The following is a 23,503-nucleotide window of genomic DNA, read 5'->3' as shown; positions in this document are numbered from 1 at the left end:
GGGCCGGAAGGTGTCGGCCGGCCCAGGAAGGCCGGAAGGTGTCGATCGGCCGGGCGGGCCGGATGCCGCTGACGAGGTGTCAGGACGACGCCGGCGCGGGCGAGCCGCCGGGCGGCGCGGACGTCGGACTCCCGGTCGGTGACGCGGGGACGCTCTCCGAGGGGGTCGGGGAGGTCGGGGGGCCGGGGTCCGGGCTGGCGGGCGGGGTCGTGGTCGCGGTGGCCCCGCCGCTGGAGGACTCCGGCTGGTGGGACTTCGAGCCGGTCGGTGCGGCCGGCGCGGCCGGGCCCGACGCCGACTGCCTGGCGGCCGAGGCGGACGCGCTCCCCGAGGGGCCCGGCGACGGCCCGCCGCCCGGCGCCGAAGCGGAAGCCCCCGGCACCGCCGAAGGCGACACGGAGGCGCCGCCGGTGCCGTACCGGCCGTGCCCGCCGTGGACCGGAGTGGAGGCGTCCCGGGGCGAGGGCTCCTCGGTCGACACCCCGGGTTGCAGAATCGGTGCGATCGGGGGCTGCTTCGGCAACGGCTTCGGGGTCATCCCCGAGACCCAGGCGTAGGAGAGCCCGGTGAGTCCGGCGAGGGCGAGCACGCACAGCGCCAGCCGCAGCCGGGGCCGGCCGGCGGTGGAGCGGTTCGCGGCCCGCAGGAGCCGGCCGCCGATCTTCACGGAGAGGTAGCCGACACCGGCCATCGGGCACAGCAGCATCACGCTGCCGATCACCCCGACGAGCCCGGCGACGATCTGCCCGTGCGCGAACGCGGCGCCGGTACCGAGGAGTTGCTCGGTCAGCGAGCGGACCGTCGTGGTGAGGATCCGGGGCAGGTTCCACAGCGCGTAGCCCAGCTCGCCGACGATCAGCGGCACCATGGTCAGCACCCAGCCGGCCACGATGGTGCGCGCGGAGCTCTTCAGCCCGGCGACCTCCGTGCGCGCCGCCCGGCCCTTCACGCCCGGCACGAGCGAGAGCAGGATCGGCTTGATCTTGCCGTAGAGATCCGGCACCCCGGCGAGGTCGCCGAGGATGTAGTAGCCGTCCAGGCGGACGGCCGGCATCAGCTGTTCCAGGATCTCGAAGTGCCCGAGGTAGACGGCGGCCAGGAAGAACTGCGCCCCGGTGGCGAAGTAGGCCCCGGCCATGGCCAGCATGAAGACGACGTTGAAGTACACCCCGCCGAGGTCCGTGCGGAGCCGGCCCGCCCGGGAGATCCGGTAGACGTCGGTGACGTCGGTGTACATCGACGGCCAGATGAGAAAGAGCCCGCAGCCGATGCAGCCGGGCCGGGCGCCGCCGTAGCGGCAGGCCGAGGCGTGGCCGAACTCGTGGAAGACGAGGGAGGCCACGGTGAGGACGAAGACGATGAGGATCAGCACCGGCTGGTCCAGGACCTCCAGCACCGGTTCGATCGCCCCGAAGTAGCCGAACAGCCAGACGTCCATCGCGAGCGCCGTGAGCAGCACGGCGGCGACCACGGCCGGGCGGTGCAGCCAGGCCAGGGCGCGCGCGATCCGTGCCGTACGACGTTCGTCGAAGACCACCCGGTGGCCCTTGAGGGCGAGCAGCAGGTCGGAGCGCGGGGCGTCGACCTCGTCGTCCTCCTGACCCTCCGGCACGGTCACACCGAGCGGCTGGAGCTTGTTCTCCAGCAGGTAGCGGATGTTCTCGCCGCTGACCTCACGGCCGTAGCGGGCGCTGACCCGGTGGGCGATCGTGTCGACGTCACGGATCCCGTCGACGGACGACGCCACCAGGTACAGCAGCCGCGACAGCTGGACGACCTGCCCGTCCCCCCGACGGGCGATGTACTTCGGTTCGGTGAAGCCCGAGCCCTGGTACTCGCCGTGCAGCCGCAGCCCCGCGCTGAGCCGCGGGGCCGGGCGGACCGGCGTTCCGACGGCCGGCAGGCTGCCGGTCGTCACCTGTTCGTACGTCACCGGCCAGCCCCCGGGCCCGGGCACCGGACCGGTGTCGTACAGCGCGCTGGTGCCGTCGTCGAGCACCGTCATCCGTGGTCTCCCCCCACGCCGTTCCCCCCATGGCAGCGGGGGCGGACCGCCCCGCCCGCCGGTGGCCTGTCACCTCCGGCGCGCCCCTTCGGCGGTGCGGTCCGCCCCCGCTGCCGTCGTAGCGGTGGTGCCGTTACTGCTGGACGGTGATCGTCTGCTGGGCCGACGACTCGGCGTCGGACCACGAGGAGTGGTCGTTGACGGCGGCCGACTCGTTGTGGGCGTTGATGTGCGCCACGTGCTTGGTGACGTTGACGGTCCTGCCGAAGCTGAACTTCAGCCGGCCCAGGGCCTCACGGCCCGGCAGCAGCTCCGCGGACTCGCCGTCCAGCTCGCGCATGTCCATGCTCATGGTGGTGTTCCTCTCGTGGTGTGTCGTTCGGGGACGGGGCGCGAGCGTTACTGGACGACGGTGATGCTCTGGCCGGCGCCGGAGTCGGCCACGGACCACGAGGAGTGGTCGTTGACGGCGGCCGACTCGTTGTGGGCGTTGATGTGCGCGACGTGCTTGGTGACGTTGACCGTCTTGCCGAAGCTGAACTTCAGCCGGCCCAGGGCCTCACGGCCCGGCAGCAGCTCCGCGGACTCGGCGTCGAGCTCATGGGCGTTCAACATGATCGATTCCCCCTCGGGAAACAGGCGGTTCCGGTCGGAGAGAGTCAGGTTCCCCCCGGACTCTGTCCAACTTGGTCGGACGGGCTGTCCAACGAGATTGGACACTAGGGCCTCGCGACACCCCTCCGCAACCCGTTCGGCGAATCACCCTTTCGGCGGCCCGACTACCCGACCGTAGAATCGGCGCCGACAGGGACGGTTCGGTCGAGCGGCGAGCAGGAAGTGGACTTCGGTGGCCAACGCACTGCAGCAGTTGATCCGTGAGCGTCTCGACCGAAAGGGCTGGTCCTACGGCGACGTGGCGCGGCGCGGAGGTGTGCCCCGCTCCACCGTCCACCACCTGGCCACCACCGACCGGGTCGTCCGCATGCCCCAGGCCACCACCCTGGAAGGCCTGGCCAAGGGCCTTGAGCTGCCGCTCGACACCGTGCGCCGGGCCGCCGCCGAGGCCTGCGGCATCCACGTCTACGGCACCCCGGCCGGACCGGACACCGACGGTACGGCCGCCCCGGCCACCGACCCCGAGGTGGACCTGCTCATCGCCAGCGTGCAACAGCTGTCGGCGGAGGACCGCCGGCATGTCGCCGCCCTGGTCGAGTCCCTGCTGGGGCGCTCCGCGCCGTCGGCGCCCTCGCCACCGGAGAAGTGACCGGCCGTCCCGCGCGGGGCATGCCGGAAAAATGTGATGCCGGAAAAATCATGCAACTGCGCCCGAATGGGCGGACATCCCCCGCTAGTCTCTCGTCCTGCCCGAGGAACGAGAGCCGCACGATCCCGGGCTCTTTGGGGGGAACGTGTTGTTCGTGCATGGCGGGCCGGCCACCGCGGTGGTCCGGGGCCCCGCCGGTGAATCGGTCGTCCTGCTCTCCGGCGAGCTGCCCGAGGTGCTCACCGAGGACGCGGTGACCGAACTGCTGGACCTGGCCGCCGCGATCCTGGACGCGGAGGAACTGGAGCTGTTCCGCACCTGCCTGCGCACCCTGCGCACGGACGGCCTCCGGGCGGGCCGGCGCATCGAGGTGGACGGCGCCGTACTGACGGTGTACGAGGGGTGAGGCGCCGCACGATCGAGGCGAGACCCTCCGGGTGAAAAAACCGGCGCAAGGCCGCTGACCGGCGGTTCGCTGGTGGTCGGGGCTGTCTGCAAACCATACGTTCAGCTCCAGCGCCCACAGCGGCGGCGCTCTCGTGCGCAGAATCCCTTCGCACCGTCCGACAAACCGCGAAGCCGGGAGGAAGAGTCATGCGTCTGACGCGCTGCGCTCTCGCTGCTGCGACAGCGGCGGCGTCCGCCTCAGCCGTCGCCCTGCTCTTCTTCCCCCCGCACTGGTCGTCGTGGGGTTCCGATGTCACGCAGGTCCGCACGGTCAGCGCCATGGGCGCCTCGCGGGACAGAACCGAGCCGCCCGAGCCGTCCGTCACCGATCCGGTCCCGCAGGCATCGGCACCCCCCTGTCGCAGTTACGGCGGCCCCTACTGCGGCTGGGTGAGGGCGTACCGGGGCGGCTGTGACTGGGTGTGGGGTCTGAGCTACGGAATCAAGGACCCCGACGTGCCCTGCCCTCACGACCCCCGCCCGAGCCCGTCGGCCGCAGCCAGTTCCTCCGCCGCACCCAGCCCCTCGGAGTCGACGGCGTCCTCCGGCAGCGGCGGCACCACCGGAGGCGGCAGCGGCGGCACCACGGCCGGGCTCGGCCGCTTAGCCGGCCCGAAGCACAAGAGCCCGGCCGAGCCCCACCGCTCGGCTTCCCCGAGTCCCACGCCTGCGCCCGGGGCCACGGCCACACCCGCCCCCGCCGGCCACCGCCCACGGCCGCAGTCCTTCCCGACCGGTCCCGGCGGGATGCGTACGGCGCCCAGCAGCACCGGCGGTGTGCACGCGCCGTCGGGCGTGGAGCCGCAGGTGGTGCCAGGAGAAGACGGCCCCGGCACGGCGGGCCTTCCGCAAGCCGTGCGCACCGCCGCGAGGGCTACGTCTTCCCCCACGTCGCCGCCTTCCCGCGGGCCGGACCCTCGCCCGGCGGGCACAGCCGACGCGGCAGCGCCTCCGGTCCCCTGACGCAACCCGACGTCAGGAGACCGGAGGTCCTCGGGGGCCTGGTCGGGCCGGCTGTCACTCGGCGGAACGACGGCGGCGGAGCCAGGCCGCGGCGAGCAGTCCCACAACCACCAGCAGACCGCCGGCCGCGATCACGATGCGCTTCACGCTCAGCAGGCTGCCGCTCCAGCCGGCAGCCTCGCTGTCGTGCGAGGGAGCGGTGCGCCCGGGGGCGCCCTTCTGGAGCGACGGCGAACCGTTCCCGTCGACAACCGCACCGCCCTGCGGGCGAACACCGTCCCCGCCGTCACCGTCGTCCCGGCCGTGGCGGCAGTGGGTGGCCGGGAAGGGAAACAGTCTCTTGTGGACGCCGAAGGCCTTCACCTCGAAGAGCGGATGCACCCGGAAGAACTCACGAATCGCGAACGCGTACTGGCCGGAGGTCTGGGTGGGATAGTCCACGGCCAGATAGGTCGAGACAGTGAAGGTGTCCCACGGTGCCGTCGGGGACGAGGACGATGCCGAGCTGCCCTGGATGACGAGCGCCTCCGGCCCACGCGGGCCGTTGGTCAGAATCGCTCTGAGCCCCTTGTCGATGAGCACGACACCGCGGCGGCTGTGGCAGTCGCGCCAGGGGTTGTGGTGACCGTGGCGCCCGTCCCCTTCGTACGCCACGGGCGCCTGCGCGGCGACGGCGACCGGCGAGGACACAAGGGCGATGGCCGCACCCGCCAGCGGTGCTGCGACCCAGGGCCGAAGACACATCCGATGACCTCCACGGGTGGCGGACGCAGGCGACCACCTTCCGGCCGACATCCGATGCTGTGAAGAAGCTAAGAGACATCGGCCCGCCACATCGTGAACGTCGTCGGGCACGGTAATACTTGCCGCTACTTGTCACTCAACCGGGTGCGGCCTGGTCACGCACGGTGCAGGAGTGAGTGCCCGGAGCCGGACTTGAACCGGCACGCCCGCGAAGGGGCAGCGAGGTTTAAGCTCGCCGTGTCTGCATTCCACCATCCGGGCAGGCCATGGGCTCCGCTTCGAGGTTCGAGCCTATCGGGACGCATCCCCCGAACAGCGGAAGGGCGGACCGATGTTGTCTTATTTTATTGACGTCTGAGGGTGCATCAGCCCGCGGTACGGGCCGTCCGCACTTGCCAACAGCGTGACGTGACGTGGCTGCGCACGTACGTGGAATGACGGAATTTCACCGTCCGAACGAGGGTGTTCCACCCGTTCTCGACCACCGTTCGAGACCGGTTCGACGCGGATTTCCGGCGGCGGCCCGGCGGTGCCGCTCTCAGGGTCCGCCGTCCTCCCCAGGTATGACACGGCGCTCTCCCGTCCGACCCGAGTCGCCCTCCGGAACCGGAACAGCGACTGACTCCACGCGCCCCGGGCGCCGGGACGATGGAGCGGTCCCCTGGAACACACGTCGTCCCGACAGGAGCACCGTCCCGTGACCACCACACCCACCGCCGGCCGGACCACCGCAGTGGCCGCACGCGCCACGGAGCTGTCGAAGATCTATGGGCAGGGCGAGACCCGGGTGGTCGCCCTGGACCAGGTCTCCGTCGACTTCCGGCAGGCCGAGTTCACCGCGATCATGGGCCCGTCGGGCTCCGGCAAGTCCACGCTGATGCACTGCGTGGCCGGGCTCGACACCTTCTCCTCCGGCTCCGTGCGGATCGGCGAGACCGAGCTGGGCTCCCTGAAGGACAAGCAGCTCACCAAGCTCCGCCGGGACAAGATCGGCTTCATCTTCCAGGCCTTCAACCTGCTGCCGACGCTGACCGCCCTGGAGAACATCACCCTGCCGATGGACATCGCCGGGCGGAAGCCGGACAAGGCCTGGCTGGACCAGGTGATCGCGATGGTCGGCCTGTCCGGGCGGCTCAGCCACCGGCCCGCCCAGCTCTCCGGCGGCCAGCAGCAGCGCGTCGCCGTCGCCCGCGCCCTGGCCTCCAGGCCCGAGATCATCTTCGGTGACGAGCCGACCGGAAACCTCGACTCCCGCTCCGGCGCCGAGGTGCTGGGCTTCCTGCGCAACTCCGTACGCGAGCTCGGCCAGACCGTGGTCATGGTGACGCACGACCCGGTGGCCGCCGCCTACGCGGACCGCGTGGTCTTCCTGGCCGACGGCCGGATCGTCGACGAGATGTACGGCCCCACGGCCGACTCCGTCCTCGACCTGATGAAGCAGTTCGACGCGAAGGGGCGTACCTCCTGATGTTCCGCACCGCCCTGCGCAACGTCCTCGCGCACAAGGCCCGGCTGCTGATGACCGTGCTCGCCGTGATGCTCGGCGTGGCCTTCGTCTCCGGCACGCTCGTCTTCACCAACACCATCTCCGACGCCTACCAGAAGAGCTCCGCCAAGGGCTTCGACCAGGTCGACGTCGCCGTACAGCCCAAGTACCAGGACTCCCGGGGCGACAAGGTCGGCGAGCTGTCCGGCCTGAGCCAGGCCACGCTGGACAAGGCCGCAAAGGTTCCCCGTGCCGCCTCCGCGACCGGTGTCGTCAGCGGCTTCACCGCCGTCGCCGGCAAGGACGGCAAACTCGTCGGCGGTGACTGGCAGTCCAACGGCGGCAACTACTGGGGCACCAAGGACGCCCGGTACCCGCTGGTCGGCGGCCACGCCCCGCACGGCGCGGGCGAGGTCCTGCTCGACTCCAAGACCGCGAAGCGGGCCGGCTACCGGGTCGGCGACACCGTGCGCCTGTCCGTGAACGGCCCGGTCCTCACCCCGACCCTCGCCGGCATCTTCACCACCGACGACGGCAACGTCTCCGCCGGCGGCAGCCTCGCCCTGTTCGACACGCCGACCGCGCAGAAGCTGTTCGGCAAGAAGGGCACGTACGACGAGATCGACGTCAGAGCCGCGCCCGGCACCAGCCAGACCGCGTTGAAGGCCGAGCTGGACAAGGCGCTGCCCTCCCACCTGGTGGACACCACCACCGGCAAGCAGCTCGCCGACGACCAGGCCAAGCAGATCGCCGACTCGATGAGCGGCCTGAAGCAGGCGCTGCTGGTGTTCGCCGGTATCGCGCTGTTCGTCGGCACGTTCATCATCGCCAACACCTTCACCATGCTGGTCGCCCAGCGCACCCGCGAACTGGCCCTGCTGCGCGCGGTCGGCGCCTCCCGCCGCCAGGTGACCCGCTCGGTGCTGATCGAGGCGTTCGCGGTCGGCGCGGTCGCCGGGGTGGCCGGTCTCGCCGCCGGTGTCGGCATCGGGGCGGGCCTGCGCTCGCTGCTGGGCTCCTTCGGCGCGAGCGTGCCCGACGGGCCGCTGGTGATCACCCCGGGCACGGTGGTGGCCGCCCTCGCGGTCGGCGTCCTCGTCACCATGCTGGCCGCCTGGCTGCCCGGCCGCCGGGCCGCGAAGATCCCGCCGGTGGCGGCGATGAGCAGCGTGCACGCCAAGGCGACCACCAAGTCGCTGGTGCTGCGCAACACGCTCGGCGCGCTGTTCGCGGCGGCCGGTGTCGCGGTGGTCCTCGCGGCCACGTCGATGGACGCCGACTCCGCCCAGGGCCCGATGGGCATCGGCGCGGTGCTGCTGATCATCGGCGTGTTCGTCCTGACCCCGCTGCTGTCCCGCCCGCTGATCGCGGCCGCCGCGCCGGTGCTGCGTGCCTTCGGTGTCTCGGGCAAGCTGGCCCGCCAGAACTCGGTGCGCAACCCGCGCCGTACGGCGGCCACCGCCTCCGCGCTGATGATCGGCCTGACCCTGATCACCGGCATGACGGTGATGGCGGGCAGCCTGCAGACCGCGATCGACAAGATGGCCAGTTCGTCGCTCCGTGCGGACTACGTCGTCTCGATGACCAACGGCGACCCGCTCTCCCCTGACGTGGCGAAGAAGATCGCCGCGACCGACGGCGTGACCGACAGCAGCCCCCTGCGCCGTACCGTCTCCCGGATCGACGACTCCAACGAGGTGCTGACCGGCGTCAACGGCTCCGCGATCGGCGTACTGACCCATCTGGAGATGGAACAGGGCACCTTCGAGGTGAGCGGCTCCCGGGTCACCGTGGACGAGGACACCGCCAAGTCGCACGGCTGGAAGGCCGGGTCGGTCTTCACCGTGCGCTACGAGGACGGCAAGCGGCAGAAGCTGACGGTCGCCGGTGTCTACAAGGGCAACGAGATGTTCAAGGAGATCCTGGTCGACAACAAGGCCCTCACTCCGCACCTGCCCCGCCCGACCGACAGCGACGTCATGGTCAAGACCGCAGGCGGCGCCTCCAGCGCCACCAAGGACAAGCTCGTCAAGGCTCTCGACTCCAACCCTGCCATCAGGGTCCAGGACAAGCAGGACATCTCCAACGCCATCGCGAAGATCTTCACGACGATGCTCAACATGCTCTACGGCCTGCTCGGCATGGCGGTGATCGTCGCGGTCCTCGGCGTCATCAACACCCTGGCCATGTCGGTCTTCGAACGCGCCCAGGAGATCGGCATGCTCCGCGCGATCGGCCTGGACCGCAAGGCGGTCAAGCGGATGGTCCGCCTGGAGTCCCTGGTGATCTCCCTGTTCGGCGGGGTGCTCGGCATCGGGCTCGGCGTGTTCTTCGGCTGGGCGGCCGGTCAGCTGCTGGGCACCAAGATGCCGACGTACGAACTGGTCCTGCCCTGGGGCCGGATGGCGGTCTTCCTGCTGCTGGCGGGCACGGTCGGCGTCCTCGCCGCGCTGTGGCCGGCCCGGCGCGCGGCCCGGCTGAACATGCTGGCGGCGATCAAGGCCGAGTAGCGGTCGTACGAGGGTGGAGGGGGCCCCGGGAACGGGGCCCCCTCCGCCGTACCCGGCTCAGGTGCTCCAGGTGCGGGCGCGCAGCCTCAGCCCGGACGCGCCCGACTCCGGGGTGCGGACCGCCAGGACCTGGTTGACGCCGATCCGGTTGTGTTCGAAGGCGAGCGCGGAGGCGGCCATGTACAGCCGCCAGACGCGGGCCCGGCCGGGGCTGGTGAGGCGGACCGCGCGGTCCCACTCCCCCTCCAGGTTGGCGACCCACCGGCGCAGGGTGCGGGCGTAGTGCTCGCGGAGGGACTCCACGTCCCGCACCTCGAACCCGGCGCGCTCCAGCTGGGTGACGGTGCTGCCGATGGGGGCGAGTTCGCCGTCCGGGAAGACGTAGGAGTCGATGAACTCGTCCACGGCGTAGGCCGACTCGTCGCGCTGCGGGCGGCGGGCGATCTGGTGGTTGAGCAGCCGTCCACCGGGCTTCAGCAGGCCGTACAGCTGACGGGCGTACTCCAGATAGCGTTCGGCGCCGACGTGCTCCGCCATGCCGATGGAGGAGATGGCGTCGAAGGGCCCGTCCGTCACGTCCCGGTAGTCCTGGACCCTGATCTCCACCCGGTCGGTCAGCCCCTCGTCGGCGACGCGCTTACGGGCGTACGCCGCCTGCTCCTGCGACAGGGTGACCCCGACGACGCTCACGCCGTGCTCGCGGGCCGCGTGGATGGCCATCGAGCCCCAGCCGCAGCCGACGTCCAGCAGCCGCTGACCGGCCGTCAGGCCCAGCTTGGCGCAGACCAGTTCGAGCTTGTCCCGCTGGGCGGTCTCCAGGGTTCCGCCGTCCTCCCAGTAGGCGCACGAGTAGACCATCGACGGGCCGAGGACGAGCTCGTAGAAGTCGTTGCCGACGTCGTAGTGGTGGCTGATGGCCCGCTTGTCGGTACGCCGGGTGTGCAGATGCCGGCGGGGTCTGCGGATCTCCTCGCGGGGCGGGGCGGGCGGGACCGGGGGCCCGGCCAGCTTCAGCAGTTCGCGGACGGCGGCCCGTACGGCGGGGTCGCGCACGGCCTGCAGGAGGCCGGGGGCGTCCTCGCCGCGCTCCCAGACCAGGCCCGCCATCGCGTCGAGCGCGGCGTACAGATCGCCCTCGATGTCCAGATCGCCCGCGACCCAGGCGCGGGCGAGGCCCAACTCGCCCGGTTTGAACAGCATGCGGCGCAGGGCGCGGCGATTGCGGATGACCAGCGCGGGTGCCTCCGGCGGCCCTGCCTGCGATCCGTCCCAGGCCCGTACCCGCACCGGGAGCGGGGCCCCCAGCACCTGCTCGGCAAGACTCCTCAGCCGCGACGCGGCGTCGGCCATGGCGCACACCTCCAAGACGAGATCCCGGATGCCGGTAACCACGTAAACACCGTCGGGCGTCCGGCGCAGTCCCGCAAAGGAGTTACAACTGGGCAAAATAGATGCAGTGGCCATGCAGATGCAGGAGCGGCGGAGTGTGCGCGAAGCGCGGCCGTCGGTCAAGTCACGACTTGCTGGGGCATGACGGGCTTCGGGAGCCGGGCCGTAATGGATGACGTACCCGAGATTCCCTCCTCCTCATCGGATGTGCCTCACCATGACTCGTCTCTCCAGCTTCCAGCGTCTCGCCCTGCTCGCCGCCTCCACCACGGTGATCACCGGAGGTGTGCTGTCGCACGGCTCCGCTTTCGCCGCCCCGCAGTGGCAGAAGATCACCGACAGCAGCGGCATCACCGTCCGGCTGCCCGGGAAGCCCCGGGTGGTGAAGTACAGCGAGGGCGGAGTCCACAGCCGTGACTACGTGGTGAAGACCGGATACGGAGCCCTGGGCTTCATCGTCCTCGACGGCCCCGGCAAGGCTCCGGACAGACCGTGGGACCTCAGGACGGACCTCAAGGCCGCGGTGGACGGCTACAACAGCTCTGACACCGGCGCCCATCTGCGCAGCACCGAGGTCCATCAGGGCACGACGGACGGCGACCACTATCTGGAGGCGAAGCTCGCCGGCGCCGACAGGGTGGGGCACATCCGCCTCGTCGACCACGGGAAGCAGGCGCTCACGATCATGACGGTCGGCCACGGCGATCAGCGCCAGGCTGTCGACCGGGACTACCGTCAGGTGCTCGACAGCATCAGGGCCCCGGGCCACGGCACCCGGCACGCCGAGGAAGCACCCGTGTCGGCCTGACCGGTGCCCGCACACGCCGAAGGGGCCGCCCGCACCACGGATGGCAGGCGGCCCCTTCGGGTCGTACGCGGTGACCGGAGGTCAGGAGGCCTTGGCCTTCTCCTCGGTCTTCGGCGCGGCGGCGACCGGCGCCGGCTTCGCGGCCTCGTAGAACTCCTCGCGCGGGTTCTCCATGGCGCCGAGGGAGACGACCTCGCGCTTGAGGAACATGCCGAGCGTCCAGTCGGCGAAGACGCGGATCTTGCGGTTGAAGGTCGGCATCGCCATGCCGTGGTAGCCACGGTGCATGTACCAGGCGAGGCGGCCCTTGAGCTTGATCTTCATCTTGCCCATGACGATCATCGCCACGCCCTTGTGCAGGCCGAGACCGGCCACCGCACCCTTGTTGGCGTGCTCGTACTCCTTCTGCGGGAAGCCCCGCATGCCGGAGACCACGTTGTCGCCGAGGACCTTGGCCTGGCGCAGCGCGTGCTGGGCGTTCGGCGGGCACCAGGCGTTCTCGTTGCCCGCCTTGCGGCCGACGAGGTCCGGGACCTGGGCGTTGTCACCGGCGGCCCAGATGTAGTCCGTGCCCTTGACCTGGAGCGTCGGCTCGCAGTCCACGTGGCCGCGCGGGCCGAGCGGGAGACCGAAGCGGGCCAGCGCCGGGTTCGGCTTGACGCCGGCCGTCCACACGATCGTGTTGGCGTCGACCTCGAGGCCGTTCTTCAGCACCACGTGGCCGTCGACGCAGGACTCCATGGAGGTGGAGAGGTAGATCTCCACGCCCCGGCTCTCCAGGTGCTCCTTGCCGTACTGGCCGAGCTTCGGGCCGACCTCGGGGAGGATCTTGTCGGCGGCGTCGACCAGGATGAAGCGCATGTCCTCACGGGACACGTTCTTGTAGTACTTGGCCGCGTCCCGGGCCATGTCCTCGACCTCGCCGATGGTCTCCGCGCCCGCGAAGCCGCCGCCGATGAAGACGAAGGTGAGCGCCTTGCGGCGGATCTCCTCGTCGTTGGTCGAGTCGGCCTTGTCCAGCTGCTCGAGGACGTGGTTGCGCAGACCGATGGACTCCTCGATGCCCTTCATGCCGATGCCCTGCTCGGCGAGGCCGGGGATCGGGAAGGTGCGGGAGACCGCGCCGAGCGCGATCACGAGGTAGTCGAAGGGCAGCTCGTACGCCTCGCCCACCAGCGGGGCGATCGTGGCGACCTTGCGGTCCTGGTCGATGGTGGTGACCCGACCGGTGAGGACCTCCGCCTTCGGCAGCACGCGCCGCAGCGGGACGACGACGTGGCGAGGGGAGATGTTGCCGGCGGCGGCTTCGGGGAGGAAGGGCTGGTAGGTCATGTACGACCGGGGGTCGACGACCGTGACGGTCGCCTCTCCGTAGCGCATCTTCTTGAGAATGCGCCGAGCTGCGTACAGGCCTACGTACCCACCGCCTACTACGAGGATCCTGGGACGCTCCGTGGTGCTCATGCCATCGAGTATCCACCCGCTCCCAGGGGGTCGCTCGTGCGCCCCTTCACAAGGACCGACAGGCCCTGTGCTACACTCCGCGGCCCGCGTGACGCAGATCATGACGGGCGAGGGGAACCGCAGTACCCCCGCAGCCGTTGTCAATGCCGCGTGAGCTGCCTCTCTCGGCGAGGCGCGAGGGTGTGAGGGGCTGGAGACACCGCCCTGGGCACGCGATCCGAAGGCGCCGTACGACCCCCATCTGAACATGTTCAAAGGCCTCTTCGCCCCCTGAAGGGGCCAACGAGGGGCTTTCCGCACGTCGACCGGACGCGAATCCTTGTGAAGAACTTCACGAAGTTTTCCGACGTCGCGTCACCGAGGGGCCCCGGAAGGCCCCCGGAAGCCGCTCAAACGTTATCCGACCTGCTCAGCAGTTGGCTACCCGGCGGTAACAAAAGAGAGCCGGACAACAGGACCCCACCCGGCCGGAGCGCTGGGCGGCCCGCCGTTCACCCGATCAGCCATGCACCGCGCGTTATCCGGGCATATGCGCACATAGCGTGACGGCATGACCACTACACAGAAGGCCTCCAAGAAGGCCGTCTCGCGAATAGCCGCGATCAGCGCGGTCCTGGGCATAGTTCTCGCCACGGGGACGGCGACGGCCGCATGCGCCGTGGCCGCAACGCCCGCCTCTCATCTCACCGCCGCCACGGCCGCCCCCGCCGGCGGTGGCCATGACGAGGGCGGCGGCCGTGACGAAGGCCGCGGCCACGACGAAGGCCGCGGCCATGAGGAGGGCGGCGGCCATGACGAGGACGAGGAGTGCAACGGTCTCATCGTTCTGCTCTGCGTCTGACGCCCGGCCCGCCCCGGCTTGAGGAGGCGGCCCCGTGCCGGCGTCTGCGGAACCGGGGCCGCTCCACGTCATCGCGGGTCGGCCGCGTCCTTGCCCGCTGCCGCCGCCTCCGCCGCGCTGAAGGCGATGCCGTCGAGGATGTCGTGCTCGCTCACCACGACCTCCTCGGCGCCGGTCCGCTCCATGATCGCGAGCAGCACGAGGGCGCCGGCACCGATGACGTCGACCCGGCCCGGGTGCATGGACGGGACCGCGGCGCGCTCGGCGTGGGTGGAGCGCAGCAGCCACTCGGTGATCTCGCGGACCCGGTCGCGGGAGATCCGGGAGTGGTGGATGCGCGCGGAGTCGTACTCGGGCAGCTCCTGCGCGATGGCCGAGACGGTGGTGACGGACCCGGCGAGGCCCACCAGGGTGCGCGCCTCGCGCAGCGGCACCGTCTCCTCGGCAAGGTCCAGGGCCGCCTCGATGTCGGCCCGCATGGCGGCGATCTGCTCCTCGGCGGGCGGGTCGGAGACCTTGCCGTCCTGCATCAGGTGACGTTCCGTCATCCGCACACAGCCGACGTCGACGGACCGCGCCGCCCGCACGTGCTCGTCGCCGACGACGAACTCGGTGGAGCCGCCGCCGATGTCCACCACCAGGTACGGCCTGGGGAGGTCCGCGCGCCCCTTGAGCTCCATGGTGGCGCCGGTGAAGGAGAACTCGGCCTCCTGATCACCGCTGATCACCTCCGGCTCGACCCCGAGGATGTCCAGCACCCCACGCACGAAGTCGTCCCGGTTCTCCGCGTCGCGCGAGGCGGAGGTGGCGACGAACCGCACCTCGGTGGCGCCGAGTTCACGGATCACCCCGGCGTACTCCCGGCATGCGGCGAAGGTCCGCTCCAGCGCCTCGGGCGCCAGCCGGCCGGTGCGGTCCACGTCCTGGCCGAGCCGCACGATCGTCATGCGCCGGTCCAGCTCCAGCAGCTCACCGGTGGCGGGGCTGACGTCGGCGACGAGCAGCCGGATGGAGTTCGTGCCGCAGTCGACGGCGGCGACCCGGGAGAAGCCCTCCGGGACCATGGGCCTTTCGGCGAAGAAGCCGCTGCGGACCTCGGCGGGGTCGAACACCGCTCCCTCCTCACCGGGGTGCTCGTCCGCCGGATCGGGCGCCTCGAGCGGCTGCACGCACGGCCCCTTGCGCCACCACTCCGGCAGCATCGCGAGCGCCTCGTCGCCGAGCGGGTTCACCCCCGGGCCGGCGGCCAGGGAGTGCGCGACCAGCACGTGCAGGCACTTCACGCGGTCCGGCATGCCGCCGGCGCTGGGGAAGCCCGCCAGCACCTCGATGGCGTCCCGGCGCGCGATGTAGTCCTCGTGGGCGGCACGGTAGGCCGCGGCCAGCTCCGGGTCGCTCTGCAGGCGTTCCGTCATCTCCTTCATGACGCCGTTCGCCTCCAGCGTCCCGATCGCCGAGGCGGCACGCGGGCACGTCAGGTAGTACGTCGTCGGGAAGGGCGTGCCGTCGGGCAGCCGGGGTGCCGTCTCCACGACGTCCGGCTGACCGCACGGGCAGCGGTGCGCGATGGCCCGCAGGCCCCGCGGCGGGCGGCCCAGCTGCTGCTTGAAGGCCTCGACGTCCGCGTCGGTGGGCTCGGTGCGCGGGGTGGAGGGCGGGGGCGTTTCCATGACTGCTTCAGGTCGGCTTTCTATCGGTTACGGGCCGTCGGTCACGGGCCGAGGCCGGTTACTGGTCGGAGGCGTCGGACTTGTCGACGCCGTCCCAGACATTGGCGTACCAGGGCCGCTGGGCTGCTCTGCGGTCGGCGCGGGACTGCTTGGCCGTGCCGGGGTCGACGACCACGTACCCGGTCTCCCCGGGCATCACGTAGTGCAGCCGGCGCCGGATCTGCTGCTCGGCGTAGGAGTCGTCCTGCCAGCGCGCCTTGAGGTCGCGCAGCTGCTCGACCCGCTCGCGGGCCTGCTCCCGCTGCCGCTGGAGGTCGGAGATCTGCGCGCGCTGGGAGACGTACTGCCGCATCGGATAGGCGAGCGCGACGATCATCGTGCACAGCACCAGGGCGAGCAGCGCCGCGCGGCCGGTGAGCCGGGAGCGGCGGGCCTGCCGCCTGGTCTGGGAGCGGTAGACCCGGGCCGCCGTCTGCTCGCCGAGCAGCCGCAGCCTGGTCGCGGTGGAGAAACGGTCCCGGTCCTTCACGGCCATCTGGCTTCTCCCGCCTCCCCTTGCCGGTGTGGTTTCCACACGTGCGTACGTCCCCGGACACGGTACGGGACCGAGTACGGGGACGTACGTACGACTGGCTAAGCCTTACCCCAGGTTGGGTCAGCCCTTGAAGCGCGGGAAGGCGCTGCGGCCGGCGTAGACCGCGGCGTCGTCGAGGATCTCCTCGATGCGCAGCAGCTGGTTGTACTTGGCGACGCGCTCGGAGCGGGCCGGGGCGCCGGTCTTGATCTGGCCGCAGTTGGTGGCGACGGCCAGGTCGGCGATGGTGACGTCCTCGGTCTCGCCGGAGCGGTGCGACATCATGCACTTGAAGCCGTTGCGCTGGGCCAGCTCGACGGCGTCCAGGGTCTCGGTCAGCGAGCCGATCTGGTTGACCTTGACCAGCAGGGCGTTGGCGGTGCCCTCCTCGATGCCGCGGGCGAGGCGCTCGGGGTTGGTGACGAACAGGTCGTCGCCGACCAGCTGGACCTTGTCGCCGAGCTTGTCGGTGATGACCTTCCAGCCGGCCCAGTCGTCCTCGAACAGCGGGTCCTCGATGGAGACGAGCGGGTAGGCCGCCACGAGCTCCTCGTAGTACTCCGTCATCTCGGCGGCGGAGCGCTCCTTGCCCTCGAAGAGGTACTTGCCGTCCTTGTAGAACTCGGAGGCGGCCACGTCGAGCGCGAGGGCGATCTGCTGGCCGGGGGCGTAGCCGGCCTCCTTGATGGCCTCGAGGATGAGGTCGAGGGCCTCGCGGTTGGAGCCGAGGTTCGGGGCGAAGCCGCCCTCGTCGCCGAGGCCGGTGGCCAGGCCCTTGCTCTTCAGGACCTTCTTCAGCGTGTGGTAGACCTCGGTGCCCCAGCGCAGGGCCTCGGAGAAGGACTCCGCGCCGATCGGCGCGATCATGAACTCCTGGATGTCCACGTTGGAGTCCGCGTGCGAGCCGCCGTTGAGGATGTTCATCATCGGCACCGGCAGCAGGTGCGCGTTGGGGCCGCCCAGGTAGCGGAAGAGCGGGAGGTCGGACGCCTCGGACGCGGCGTGGGCGACGGCGAGGGAGACGCCGAGGATGGCGTTGGCGCCGAGGGAGCCCTTGTTGTCGGTGGCGTCCAGGTCGAACATGGCCTGGTCGATCAGGCGCTGCTCGGTGGCGTCGTAGCCGACCAGCTCCGGGCCGATCTGCTCGATGACGGCGAGGACGGCCTTCTCGACGCCCTTGCCCTGGTAGCGGTTGGGGTCGCCGTCGCGGAGCTCGATGGCCTCGAAGGCGCCGGTGGAGGCGCCGGACGGGACGGCGGCACGACCGGTGCTGCCGTCGTCGAGGCCGACCTCGACCTCGACCGTGGGGTTGCCTCGGGAGTCCAGGATTTCCCGGGCTACGACGACGTCGATGGACGGCACGAGCATCTCCTTCTTGGATGTGACGCTGGAAGTGCGGGGCGGTGTGCCTTACGGCTGTGCCTTGCGCCTAGAGCCTAACCGTCCCGGGGGCGTCGGCCACCGACCGACCGTCCCGTGGACGGGAGGGACACGCAGACGGTACCCATTGTTCACGAGCGGAACAAAGGGTGGGTGCACGGGGCACGCATAAAGGGGGCAGAAAAAGACCCCGCCCCGGCGCGTACGGGGGAACACGCGCCGGGGCGGGGAGCCCGTGGGGACGGGGGTGGCCCTCACGGGGCCTTCAGTGTGCGGGCCGGGGATGTGAGGGCGCTGTGGGTCCGTTCGGAGCCAGGTGTCACTTCAGGTGCAGCTGCTGGCCCGGGTAGATGAGGTTCGCGTCCTCGACGATGTCCTTGTTCAGCTGGAACAGCTTCTGCCAGCCGCCCTTGACACCGTGCTTCTCGGCGATGGAGCTGAGGGTGTCACCCTTGACGACCTTGTACTCCCCGTCACCCTTCTCGACCTTCTTGCCGGCCGGCGTGGTGACGGTCTTGCTCGGCGCCGTGCGCGTGGTGGAGCGGGTGGCGGCCTGCTGGCCGGTGCTGCGGGTGGTGGTGCTCGGCGTGCTGCTCTTCGTCGAGGCGGCCGGGGCGGAACCGTTGTACGGGGTGCCCGACAGGCCCGTGCCGCACACCGGCCAGGCGCCCTTGCCCTGGCCCGCGAGGACCTTCTCGGCGATGGCTATCTGCTGGGCCTTGGTGGCGAGGTCGGCACGCGCGGCGTAGGCGGTGCCGCCGTACGCGGCCCAGGTGGAGTTGGTGAACTGCAGGCCGCCGTAGAAGCCGTTGCCGGTGTTGATGGACCAGTTGCCGCCCGACTCGCACTGGGCGACCGCGTCCCACTGGGAGGCGGTGGCGGCGGAGGCGCTGCCGGCCGCCATCAGCGGGGCGGCGACGGCGGCGCCGGTGACACCGGCGAGCGTGATGGCGCGGACGGCCTTGGACGGACGACGGTGCTTGCCCTTGCCGGAAAACAGCATGGATCGATCCCCTCACCGACGCCTGCGAGGTGAGCTGTCGGGTTCGGGCCGGTTGAGTTGCCCGGCCGCACGCCCGCTTTCGCGAGGTGCGGCTCCACCCCTAGCCGGTCCAGCGTCAACCGCTGGGCCCGGCGCCTACCTTGGGTCCCCCGCTCCTGCCTACGGCGCTTGACGCGACGACTGTTCCCGGGCAACCGCTGGCAGGATTCGGCGTTGCGACTGCCGGGGCTCGTGGTGACGAGCGGTCCTGACCGTAGACATGCGATCGACGGATTTTCAAAGACGATCAGGGCTTCTGAGACTCATCCCACACTTTCACCAAACCGGACATCAGCCGCGAAGTGGGGCGTCAACTACCGCTGTGCATCGCCGTTTTCGGCGCCCACGTTCAGGGTCTGACCGGCGGTGATGTGGTCCGGGTCGGCCCCGATGGCCTTCTTGTTGGCGTCATAGAGGGCATGCCACCCGCCGTCGACGCCAAGGGAGTCGGCGATGGAGGCGAGGGAGTCGCCCTCGCGGACGGTGTAGGTGTCCGGCCCCCGGCCGGCGTGACGGCCGGAAGATGTGGCGTTCTGACCGTTTGCCACGCTTTCGTCCGCGCTCTCGCCGCGGTGGCGCCCGCCATTGTTGAGCGCACCGGTGTCGATCAGGCTCCAAGAACCGGGGCCCTGCTGGTAATTGTCCGGGTTGTCGGCGCCGGGTGCCGCTGTGGGGGAACTGTCGGTTCCCTGTGAGCTTCCGCTGTCGTCCGAGCCGGACTTGTCGGTCTTGTCGGACTTCGGGGCGGGGGTTCCGGTGGAGCCGTCGGCCGTCCCGGGGGTCCCGGTGACGTCCTTGCCCGGGCTCGGGGTCGTCGTGGCGCCCGGGTCCGAGGTGGGGCCGGAGGAGTCCGAACCCGCGGAGTCGGAGCCGGAGGTGGAGTGGGAGCCGGAGTCCGAGCCCGACGTGGCATCGGACGAGGACGAATCCGGCAGACCGGACGAGTCCGAGCCGTCCGCGGAGCCGGACGCACCGCCCGACCCGCTGCCGCCGCCGGAGCCGACCCCGGTGTCGACGTCGACCGAGCCGGAGTGGGAGGTCAGCCCGGCGGTCAGCGCGCACATGGCCCACGGCGTGGTGCCCTGGTCGGCCAGGATCTTCTCGGCGACGGCTATCTGCTGGGAACGGCTGGCCTGGTCGGCGCTCTCGGCGTACTGCGTGCCGCCGTACTTGTCCCAGTCGTCCAGCGAGATCTGCAGACCGCCGTAGTAGCCGTTTCCGGTGTCCGCGCTCCAGGAACCGCCGCTCTCGCACTCGGCGACCTTGTCCCACGTGGTGCCGTCGGCCGCGCTGGCACTCGCGGCGCCGAGCAGCGGGATGGCGATGGCGGAGCCGGTCACGCCGGCCGCGACGAGGAGGGCCGGAGCCTGACGGGGGCGACGGTGACGACCGTTCCCGGAGAGCATGCGGAAGCCTTTCGTGCGACAGCAGGACCGGCGCGGCGGTGAAGTGGAGTCCCCCGCCGCGCTGATGGGTGAACGTATAGGCAGACGATCACTTGTCACAAGTTAATGCCGCGCAGATCACGTGAAGATCACAGAGTTGAAGGTTTGTCATCTCCCCCTGTGCGCCGCCCGATCCTCCCCTCCTGCCCGCTTTGTCACCCGGCGGGAACGGCGCCGCCTCACTCCCGGCGCACGGGACGGCCGCGACCATGGGACTCGACATGACCCCGGGGGGCTGGACGTCCAGGAGGACACGATGGCGCGGCACACCCGGCTGCCCGGCGAGTCCGCGGAGTACCTCGCCGCACGCGAGGAACTCCGCGACGCCGAGATCGAACTCATGCGCCACCGCGAGCGGGTGGCGGCCATGCGCAGGGCGCTGCCGCAGGGCGCCGGGGTCGGCGACTACGTCTTCCTCGAAGGCCCCGCGGACCTCGACGCGGGCGACACGCCGGTGCGCGAGGTCCGGCTGACCGAGCTGTTCACCGGCCCCGGCCGGCCCTTGATCGTCTACCACTTCATGTACGGCAAACGGCAGACCGACCCGTGTCCGATGTGCACCCTGTGGATCGACGGTTTCAACGGCGTCGCCCACCACGTCGCCCGGAACGCCGACCTCGTCGTCGTCGCGGCCGCCGACCCGCCCACCCTGCGCCGGCACGCCCGGGCCCGCGGCTGGTCCCGGCTGCGCCTGCTGAGCGCCGGGGACAGCACCTTCAAGTACGACCTGGGAAGCGAGGACGAGGGCGGTGTGCAGGACTCCACCGTCTCCGTCTTCACCCGGGACGCGGACGGCACGGTCCGCCACTTCTACTCCGCCCACCCCCGCATGTCCGAGGACATCGACCAGCGCGGCATCGACCTGCTCAGTCCTGTCTGGCACCTGCTCGACCTGACACCGGGCGGCCGTGGCGACTGGTTCGCGGGCCTGGACTACTGAGCGCCGGTGCCCGCCGGGACCGGTGTGAACTCCACCGGCAGGGTGCGCAGGCCCCGCATGATGAGCCCGCCCCGCCACCTCAGGTCGGCCGGATCGGCGGCGAGCCGCAGATCGGGCAGGCGGGTGAGCAGGGTGGCGAGCGCGGTCTGGCCCTCCAGCCGGGCGAGCGGCGCGCCCAGGCAGTAGTGGATGCCATGGCCGTATCCGAGGTGCTGGTTGTCCCGGCGGGCGAGGTCCAGCACGTCCGGGTCGGCGAACCGCTGCGGGTCCCGGTCCGCCGCCGCGAGCACCACCAGCACCGGATCCCCGGGCGCGATCTGCTGCCCGCCGATGGTGAGCGGCTCGGTGGCGAACCGCCACGTGGCCAGCTCCACCGGGCCGTCGTAGCGCAGGAGTTCCTGCACTCCGGTCTCCAGCAGGTCCCGTTCCCCCGCGGCCAGGGAGCGCTGGAGCCGCTCGCGCTGCCCGGGATGGGTGAGCAGGGCGTAGGTGCCGTTGCCGATCAGGTTCACGGTGGTCTCGAAACCGGCGAACAGCAGGATGAAGGCCATCGCGGCGGCCTCGTTCTCGGTGAGGTGCTCGCCGTGGTCGGAGGCCCGGATGAGGCCGGAGATGAGGTCCTCGCCGGGAGCGGGCTCGGCGGGCAGCGCCTCGCGCTTCTTGTGGATCAGCTCGGCGAGGTAGCCGCGCATCTTCTTCACCGACCGGGCGACCCCGCCGCGCGGCCCTCCGCCGTGCCGGATCATCATGCCCGCCCAGTCCCGGAAGTCGTCCTGGTCCTCACGCGGGACGCCGAGCAGGTCGCAGATGGCGTAGATGGGCAGCGGGAAGGCGAACTCGTGGATGAGGTCGGCGGAGCCCTCCGCCGCGAACCGGTCGATGAGGTGGTCGGTCAGCTCCTGCACCCGGGGCGCGAACTCGGCGACGCGGCGCGGGGTGAACGCCTTGCTGACCAGCCGCCGCAGCCGGGTGTGGTCCGGCGGGTCGATGTTCAGCAGATGGGTCATCAGCTCGGCCTTGCGCTCGCCCGGGATACCGGTCTTGCCCTTGGCGTGCGCGGGCTCGTCGTGATGCGCCGGGTTCTTGCTCAGCCGCTGGTCGGCCAGGGCCTGCTTGGCATCGGCGTACCGGGTGACCAGCCAGGCCTCGACGCCGCTGGGCAGCCGCGTCCGGTGCACCGGCGCGTGCTCGCGCAGCCAGGCGTAGGCGGGGTAGGGGTCGGTGGCGAACTCCCAGGTGAACAGGGCGGGTGCCAAGGCGGCGGGAGCGGGCGCCGGGTCGGGGCCGGTCCGGGGATGGGGCTGGTCGGTCACTCCCCGACGGTATCCGGATCCGGGTGGGTCTCCGCGTTCCGGTGGCCGCCCGGAGCCGTGGGTATCGCCTCGGGCGCGTCCGGTTCGCCGGGGTCCCGGTGGGCCTCCGCGTCCCGGTGGTCGCCGGGGATCGCGCGTACCGCCCCGGGGACGGCTCCCTCCGCCTCCCGGATGGCGTCCCGGTACGCTCGCGCCGCCGCGCGCAGGGCCGCCTCCGGGTCCACGCCCTCCGCCTCGGCGCGGGCCGCCAGGGCCAGCAGCTGGTAGCCGACGCCCCCGCCCTGCGGGAGCGGCACCTCGAGGCCCGCCGTGCGCGCACGGGAGGCGAGCTTGGCGGCGAGGGCCAGGCCGGGCTGGCCGAGCGGGACGCCCTCCGTGACCGAGGTGCGCCGCTTCTCCTCGGCCTTGGTGCGCAGCCAGTGCTCCTTGACGTCCTCCGGTGTCTCGGCCTTCTCGTCGCCGAAGACATGCGGGTGCCGGTGGACGAGCTTGGCGACGATGCCGCCGGCCACGTCGTCGACGGAGAACGGCGCGTCCGGGTGCTCCTCGGCGATCCGGGAGTGGAAGACGACCTGGAGCAGGACGTCGCCCAGCTCTTCGCGCAGCTCCTCGCGGTCGCCGGCCTCGATCGCCTCGACCAGTTCGTACGCCTCCTCGATGCCGTACTTGGCGAGGCCCTGGTGGGTCTGCCGGGACGACCAGGGGCACTCGGCGCGGATGCGGTCCATGACCTGGACGAGGTCCAGCAGGCGGGCGCCGGGCAGGTCGTACGAGGCCGGGAGCAGCTCCAGCTCGGGCATGGCGACGCGGCCGGAGCCGGCCAGCCGGGCCAGGCCGTCGGTGAGCGCGGGCTCTCCCTCACCGGTGGCCACGACCACCACGGTCCGCCCGCCGGCGCAGGCCGCGACGAGCTCCTGCGCGGTGGGCGACGCCTCCCGCACCGCTATGCCGGCCTCGCGCAGATACGGCAGCTGCGGATGCGCTCCGTCCGCGCACAGCACGGCGTCGGCGGCGCGCAGGGCCTGCCAGGCGGGCCAGGACAGCAGGCCGGGCGCGACGCGGTGGCTGGTGGTGAGCAGGACGATGCGACCGGGGTCGGCGGCGGGGGCGAGGTCGGAGCTGGATGCGTTCACGATCCGAACGTAACCCACCGCGGCGACGAGCGGATTCGGTTGTCCACAGGGCGGGGATGGTCGTGTGATCGTATGACCGGCACCC

General features: G+C 71.2%; 21 protein-coding genes, 1 tRNA gene, 1 pseudogene and 1 riboswitch. Of the genes and pseudogenes, 7 read left to right on the top strand and 16 right to left on the bottom strand.

Annotation, left to right across the window (positions count from 1 at the left end; translation table 11 throughout):
• Positions 1-79: 79 nt before the first annotated feature.
• The 3 genes from FB563_RS18140 to FB563_RS18130 form a co-directional block, all read right to left on the bottom strand.
• The gene (locus FB563_RS18140) at positions 80-2,005 is read right to left on the bottom strand and encodes a zinc metalloprotease (protein ID WP_142218794.1); all 1,926 of its coding nucleotides are present in this window, start codon (positions 2,003-2,005) and stop codon (positions 80-82) included.
• A 133-nt stretch (positions 2,006-2,138) separates the two neighbouring features.
• Positions 2,139-2,357: a hypothetical protein gene (locus FB563_RS18135; RefSeq protein ID WP_055705763.1), complete on the bottom strand. Its 219-nt coding sequence runs from the start codon at positions 2,355-2,357 to the stop codon at positions 2,139-2,141.
• A 47-nt stretch (positions 2,358-2,404) separates the two neighbouring features.
• Positions 2,405-2,620 carry a hypothetical protein gene (locus tag FB563_RS18130; protein ID WP_199832789.1) on the bottom strand — a complete coding sequence of 72 codons (216 nt, stop codon included), beginning with the start codon at positions 2,618-2,620 and terminating at the stop codon, positions 2,405-2,407.
• A gap of 232 nt (positions 2,621-2,852) precedes the next feature.
• Between FB563_RS18130 and FB563_RS18125 the strand changes: the two genes are divergently transcribed.
• Positions 2,853-3,269 (top strand): helix-turn-helix domain-containing protein, encoded by a 417-nt coding sequence (locus FB563_RS18125; RefSeq protein WP_055705762.1) that lies wholly within the window; start codon positions 2,853-2,855, stop codon positions 3,267-3,269.
• Positions 3,270-3,423: 154 nt separating this feature from the next.
• Positions 3,424-3,675, top strand: a complete 252-nt coding sequence (locus tag FB563_RS18120) for a hypothetical protein (RefSeq protein ID WP_234357708.1) — start codon at positions 3,424-3,426, stop codon at positions 3,673-3,675.
• Positions 3,676-4,183: 508 nt separating this feature from the next.
• On the opposite strand, the gene FB563_RS18115 is transcribed toward FB563_RS18120, so the two are convergent.
• The 3 genes from FB563_RS18115 to FB563_RS18105 form a co-directional block, all read right to left on the bottom strand.
• Complete coding sequence (locus FB563_RS18115) at positions 4,184-4,606, bottom strand: hypothetical protein (protein WP_142218793.1); 423 nt, start codon at positions 4,604-4,606, stop codon at positions 4,184-4,186.
• 127 nt (positions 4,607-4,733) lie between these two features.
• Positions 4,734-5,423, bottom strand: coding sequence for a hypothetical protein (locus tag FB563_RS18110; protein ID WP_055705760.1), 690 nt, complete (start codon positions 5,421-5,423; stop codon positions 4,734-4,736).
• 177 nt (positions 5,424-5,600) lie between these two features.
• A tRNA-Leu gene (locus FB563_RS18105) sits at positions 5,601-5,684 on the bottom strand.
• Positions 5,685-6,120: 436 nt separating this feature from the next.
• On the opposite strand from FB563_RS18105, the gene FB563_RS18095 reads away from it, so the two are divergent.
• Both FB563_RS18095 and FB563_RS18090 read left to right on the top strand, forming a co-directional pair.
• Entirely contained in the window at positions 6,121-6,891 is a 771-nt protein-coding gene (locus FB563_RS18095) for an ABC transporter ATP-binding protein (protein ID WP_055705759.1), read from the top strand.
• Positions 6,891-9,419, top strand: a complete 2,529-nt coding sequence (locus tag FB563_RS18090) for an ABC transporter permease (protein WP_055705758.1) — start codon at positions 6,891-6,893, stop codon at positions 9,417-9,419. The genes FB563_RS18095 and FB563_RS18090 overlap by 1 nt, the downstream gene beginning before the upstream one ends.
• Before the next feature lie 57 nt (positions 9,420-9,476).
• Here FB563_RS18090 and FB563_RS18085 read toward each other — a convergent pair whose 3' ends face one another.
• Complete coding sequence (locus tag FB563_RS18085; RefSeq protein WP_142218792.1) at positions 9,477-10,769, bottom strand: SAM-dependent methyltransferase; 1,293 nt, start codon at positions 10,767-10,769, stop codon at positions 9,477-9,479.
• Between the two features lie 256 nt (positions 10,770-11,025).
• On the opposite strand from FB563_RS18085, the gene FB563_RS18080 reads away from it, so the two are divergent.
• On the top strand, positions 11,026-11,616 hold the full coding sequence (locus tag FB563_RS18080; RefSeq protein ID WP_142218791.1) for a hypothetical protein: 591 nt from the start codon (positions 11,026-11,028) through the stop codon (positions 11,614-11,616).
• Positions 11,617-11,697: 81 nt separating this feature from the next.
• Here FB563_RS18080 and FB563_RS18075 read toward each other — a convergent pair whose 3' ends face one another.
• Positions 11,698-13,080 (bottom strand): NAD(P)/FAD-dependent oxidoreductase, encoded by a 1,383-nt coding sequence (locus tag FB563_RS18075; protein WP_079049145.1) that lies wholly within the window; start codon positions 13,078-13,080, stop codon positions 11,698-11,700.
• 550 nt (positions 13,081-13,630) lie between these two features.
• Here FB563_RS18075 and FB563_RS42985 point away from each other — a divergent pair.
• Positions 13,631-13,921, top strand: coding sequence for a hypothetical protein (locus FB563_RS42985; protein WP_159045645.1), 291 nt, complete (start codon positions 13,631-13,633; stop codon positions 13,919-13,921).
• A 68-nt stretch (positions 13,922-13,989) separates the two neighbouring features.
• On the opposite strand, the gene FB563_RS45210 is transcribed toward FB563_RS42985, so the two are convergent.
• The 6 genes and pseudogenes from FB563_RS45210 to FB563_RS18050 all read right to left on the bottom strand — a co-directional run bounded on the left by FB563_RS45210 (position 13,990) and on the right by FB563_RS18050 (position 19,993).
• Positions 13,990-14,985, bottom strand: coding sequence for a Ppx/GppA phosphatase family protein (locus tag FB563_RS45210; protein ID WP_055710527.1), 996 nt, complete (start codon positions 14,983-14,985; stop codon positions 13,990-13,992).
• Positions 14,986-15,186: 201 nt separating this feature from the next.
• Positions 15,187-15,591, bottom strand: a pseudogene (locus tag FB563_RS45205) (DUF501 domain-containing protein); the annotation flags it as partial.
• 58 nt (positions 15,592-15,649) lie between these two features.
• A complete protein-coding gene (locus FB563_RS18065; protein WP_055710526.1) occupies positions 15,650-16,126 on the bottom strand; it encodes an FtsB family cell division protein in 477 nt (158 codons plus the stop codon).
• 120 nt (positions 16,127-16,246) lie between these two features.
• Positions 16,247-17,533, bottom strand: a complete 1,287-nt coding sequence (eno, locus tag FB563_RS18060; protein ID WP_142218790.1) for a phosphopyruvate hydratase — start codon at positions 17,531-17,533, stop codon at positions 16,247-16,249.
• 331 nt (positions 17,534-17,864) lie between these two features.
• Positions 17,865-18,548, bottom strand: coding sequence for a LysM peptidoglycan-binding domain-containing protein (locus FB563_RS18055; RefSeq protein WP_142218789.1), 684 nt, complete (start codon positions 18,546-18,548; stop codon positions 17,865-17,867).
• A 4-nt stretch (positions 18,549-18,552) separates the two neighbouring features.
• Positions 18,553-18,725, bottom strand: a riboswitch (cyclic di-AMP (ydaO/yuaA leader).
• 176 nt (positions 18,726-18,901) lie between these two features.
• Positions 18,902-19,993, bottom strand: coding sequence for a LysM peptidoglycan-binding domain-containing protein (locus FB563_RS18050; RefSeq protein WP_055709494.1), 1,092 nt, complete (start codon positions 19,991-19,993; stop codon positions 18,902-18,904).
• Between the two features lie 295 nt (positions 19,994-20,288).
• On the opposite strand from FB563_RS18050, the gene FB563_RS18045 reads away from it, so the two are divergent.
• The gene (locus FB563_RS18045) at positions 20,289-20,972 is read left to right on the top strand and encodes a DUF899 family protein (protein ID WP_055709493.1); all 684 of its coding nucleotides are present in this window, start codon (positions 20,289-20,291) and stop codon (positions 20,970-20,972) included.
• Here the strand turns inward: FB563_RS18045 and FB563_RS18040 are convergent.
• Positions 20,966-22,285, bottom strand: a complete 1,320-nt coding sequence (locus FB563_RS18040) for a cytochrome P450 family protein (protein WP_055709492.1) — start codon at positions 22,283-22,285, stop codon at positions 20,966-20,968. The two genes, FB563_RS18045 and FB563_RS18040, sit on opposite strands and share 7 nt — an antisense overlap.
• Complete coding sequence (locus FB563_RS18035; RefSeq protein ID WP_411573222.1) at positions 22,282-23,436, bottom strand: nucleoside triphosphate pyrophosphohydrolase; 1,155 nt, start codon at positions 23,434-23,436, stop codon at positions 22,282-22,284. Before FB563_RS18035 ends, FB563_RS18040 begins: the two co-directional genes overlap by 4 nt.
• Positions 23,437-23,503 lie beyond the last annotated feature (67 nt).

This window comes from Streptomyces puniciscabiei (assembly GCF_006715785.1).
Taxonomy (GTDB): Bacteria; Actinomycetota; Actinomycetes; order Streptomycetales; family Streptomycetaceae; genus Streptomyces; species Streptomyces puniciscabiei.
Note: the sequence above shows the minus strand (reverse complement) of the source record. Positions and strands in the feature narration are given on the sequence as shown.

Excerpts from the sequence above, each read along its gene's own strand:
- eno (WP_142218790.1), bottom strand. The coding sequence starts at position 17,533 with ATGCTCGTGCCGTCCATCGACGTCGTCGTAGCCCGGGAAATCCTGGAC.
- FB563_RS18080 (WP_142218791.1), top strand. The coding sequence starts at position 11,026 with ATGACTCGTCTCTCCAGCTTCCAGCGTCTCGCCCTGCTCGCCGCCTCC.
- FB563_RS18135 (WP_055705763.1), bottom strand. The coding sequence starts at position 2,357 with ATGAGCATGGACATGCGCGAGCTGGACGGCGAGTCCGCGGAGCTGCTG.
- FB563_RS18045 (WP_055709493.1), top strand. The coding sequence starts at position 20,289 with ATGGCGCGGCACACCCGGCTGCCCGGCGAGTCCGCGGAGTACCTCGCC.
- FB563_RS18085 (WP_142218792.1), bottom strand. The coding sequence starts at position 10,769 with ATGGCCGACGCCGCGTCGCGGCTGAGGAGTCTTGCCGAGCAGGTGCTG.
- FB563_RS18090 (WP_055705758.1), top strand. The coding sequence starts at position 6,891 with ATGTTCCGCACCGCCCTGCGCAACGTCCTCGCGCACAAGGCCCGGCTG.
- FB563_RS18110 (WP_055705760.1), bottom strand. The coding sequence starts at position 5,423 with ATGTGTCTTCGGCCCTGGGTCGCAGCACCGCTGGCGGGTGCGGCCATC.
- FB563_RS18140 (WP_142218794.1), bottom strand. The coding sequence starts at position 2,005 with ATGACGGTGCTCGACGACGGCACCAGCGCGCTGTACGACACCGGTCCG.
- FB563_RS18050 (WP_055709494.1), bottom strand. The coding sequence starts at position 19,993 with ATGCTCTCCGGGAACGGTCGTCACCGTCGCCCCCGTCAGGCTCCGGCC.
- FB563_RS42985 (WP_159045645.1), top strand. The coding sequence starts at position 13,631 with ATGACCACTACACAGAAGGCCTCCAAGAAGGCCGTCTCGCGAATAGCC.
- FB563_RS18055 (WP_142218789.1), bottom strand. The coding sequence starts at position 18,548 with ATGCTGTTTTCCGGCAAGGGCAAGCACCGTCGTCCGTCCAAGGCCGTC.
- FB563_RS18075 (WP_079049145.1), bottom strand. The coding sequence starts at position 13,080 with ATGAGCACCACGGAGCGTCCCAGGATCCTCGTAGTAGGCGGTGGGTAC.
- FB563_RS45210 (WP_055710527.1), bottom strand. The coding sequence starts at position 14,985 with ATGGTCCCGGAGGGCTTCTCCCGGGTCGCCGCCGTCGACTGCGGCACG.
- FB563_RS18065 (WP_055710526.1), bottom strand. The coding sequence starts at position 16,126 with ATGGCCGTGAAGGACCGGGACCGTTTCTCCACCGCGACCAGGCTGCGG.
- FB563_RS18130 (WP_199832789.1), bottom strand. The coding sequence starts at position 2,620 with ATGTTGAACGCCCATGAGCTCGACGCCGAGTCCGCGGAGCTGCTGCCG.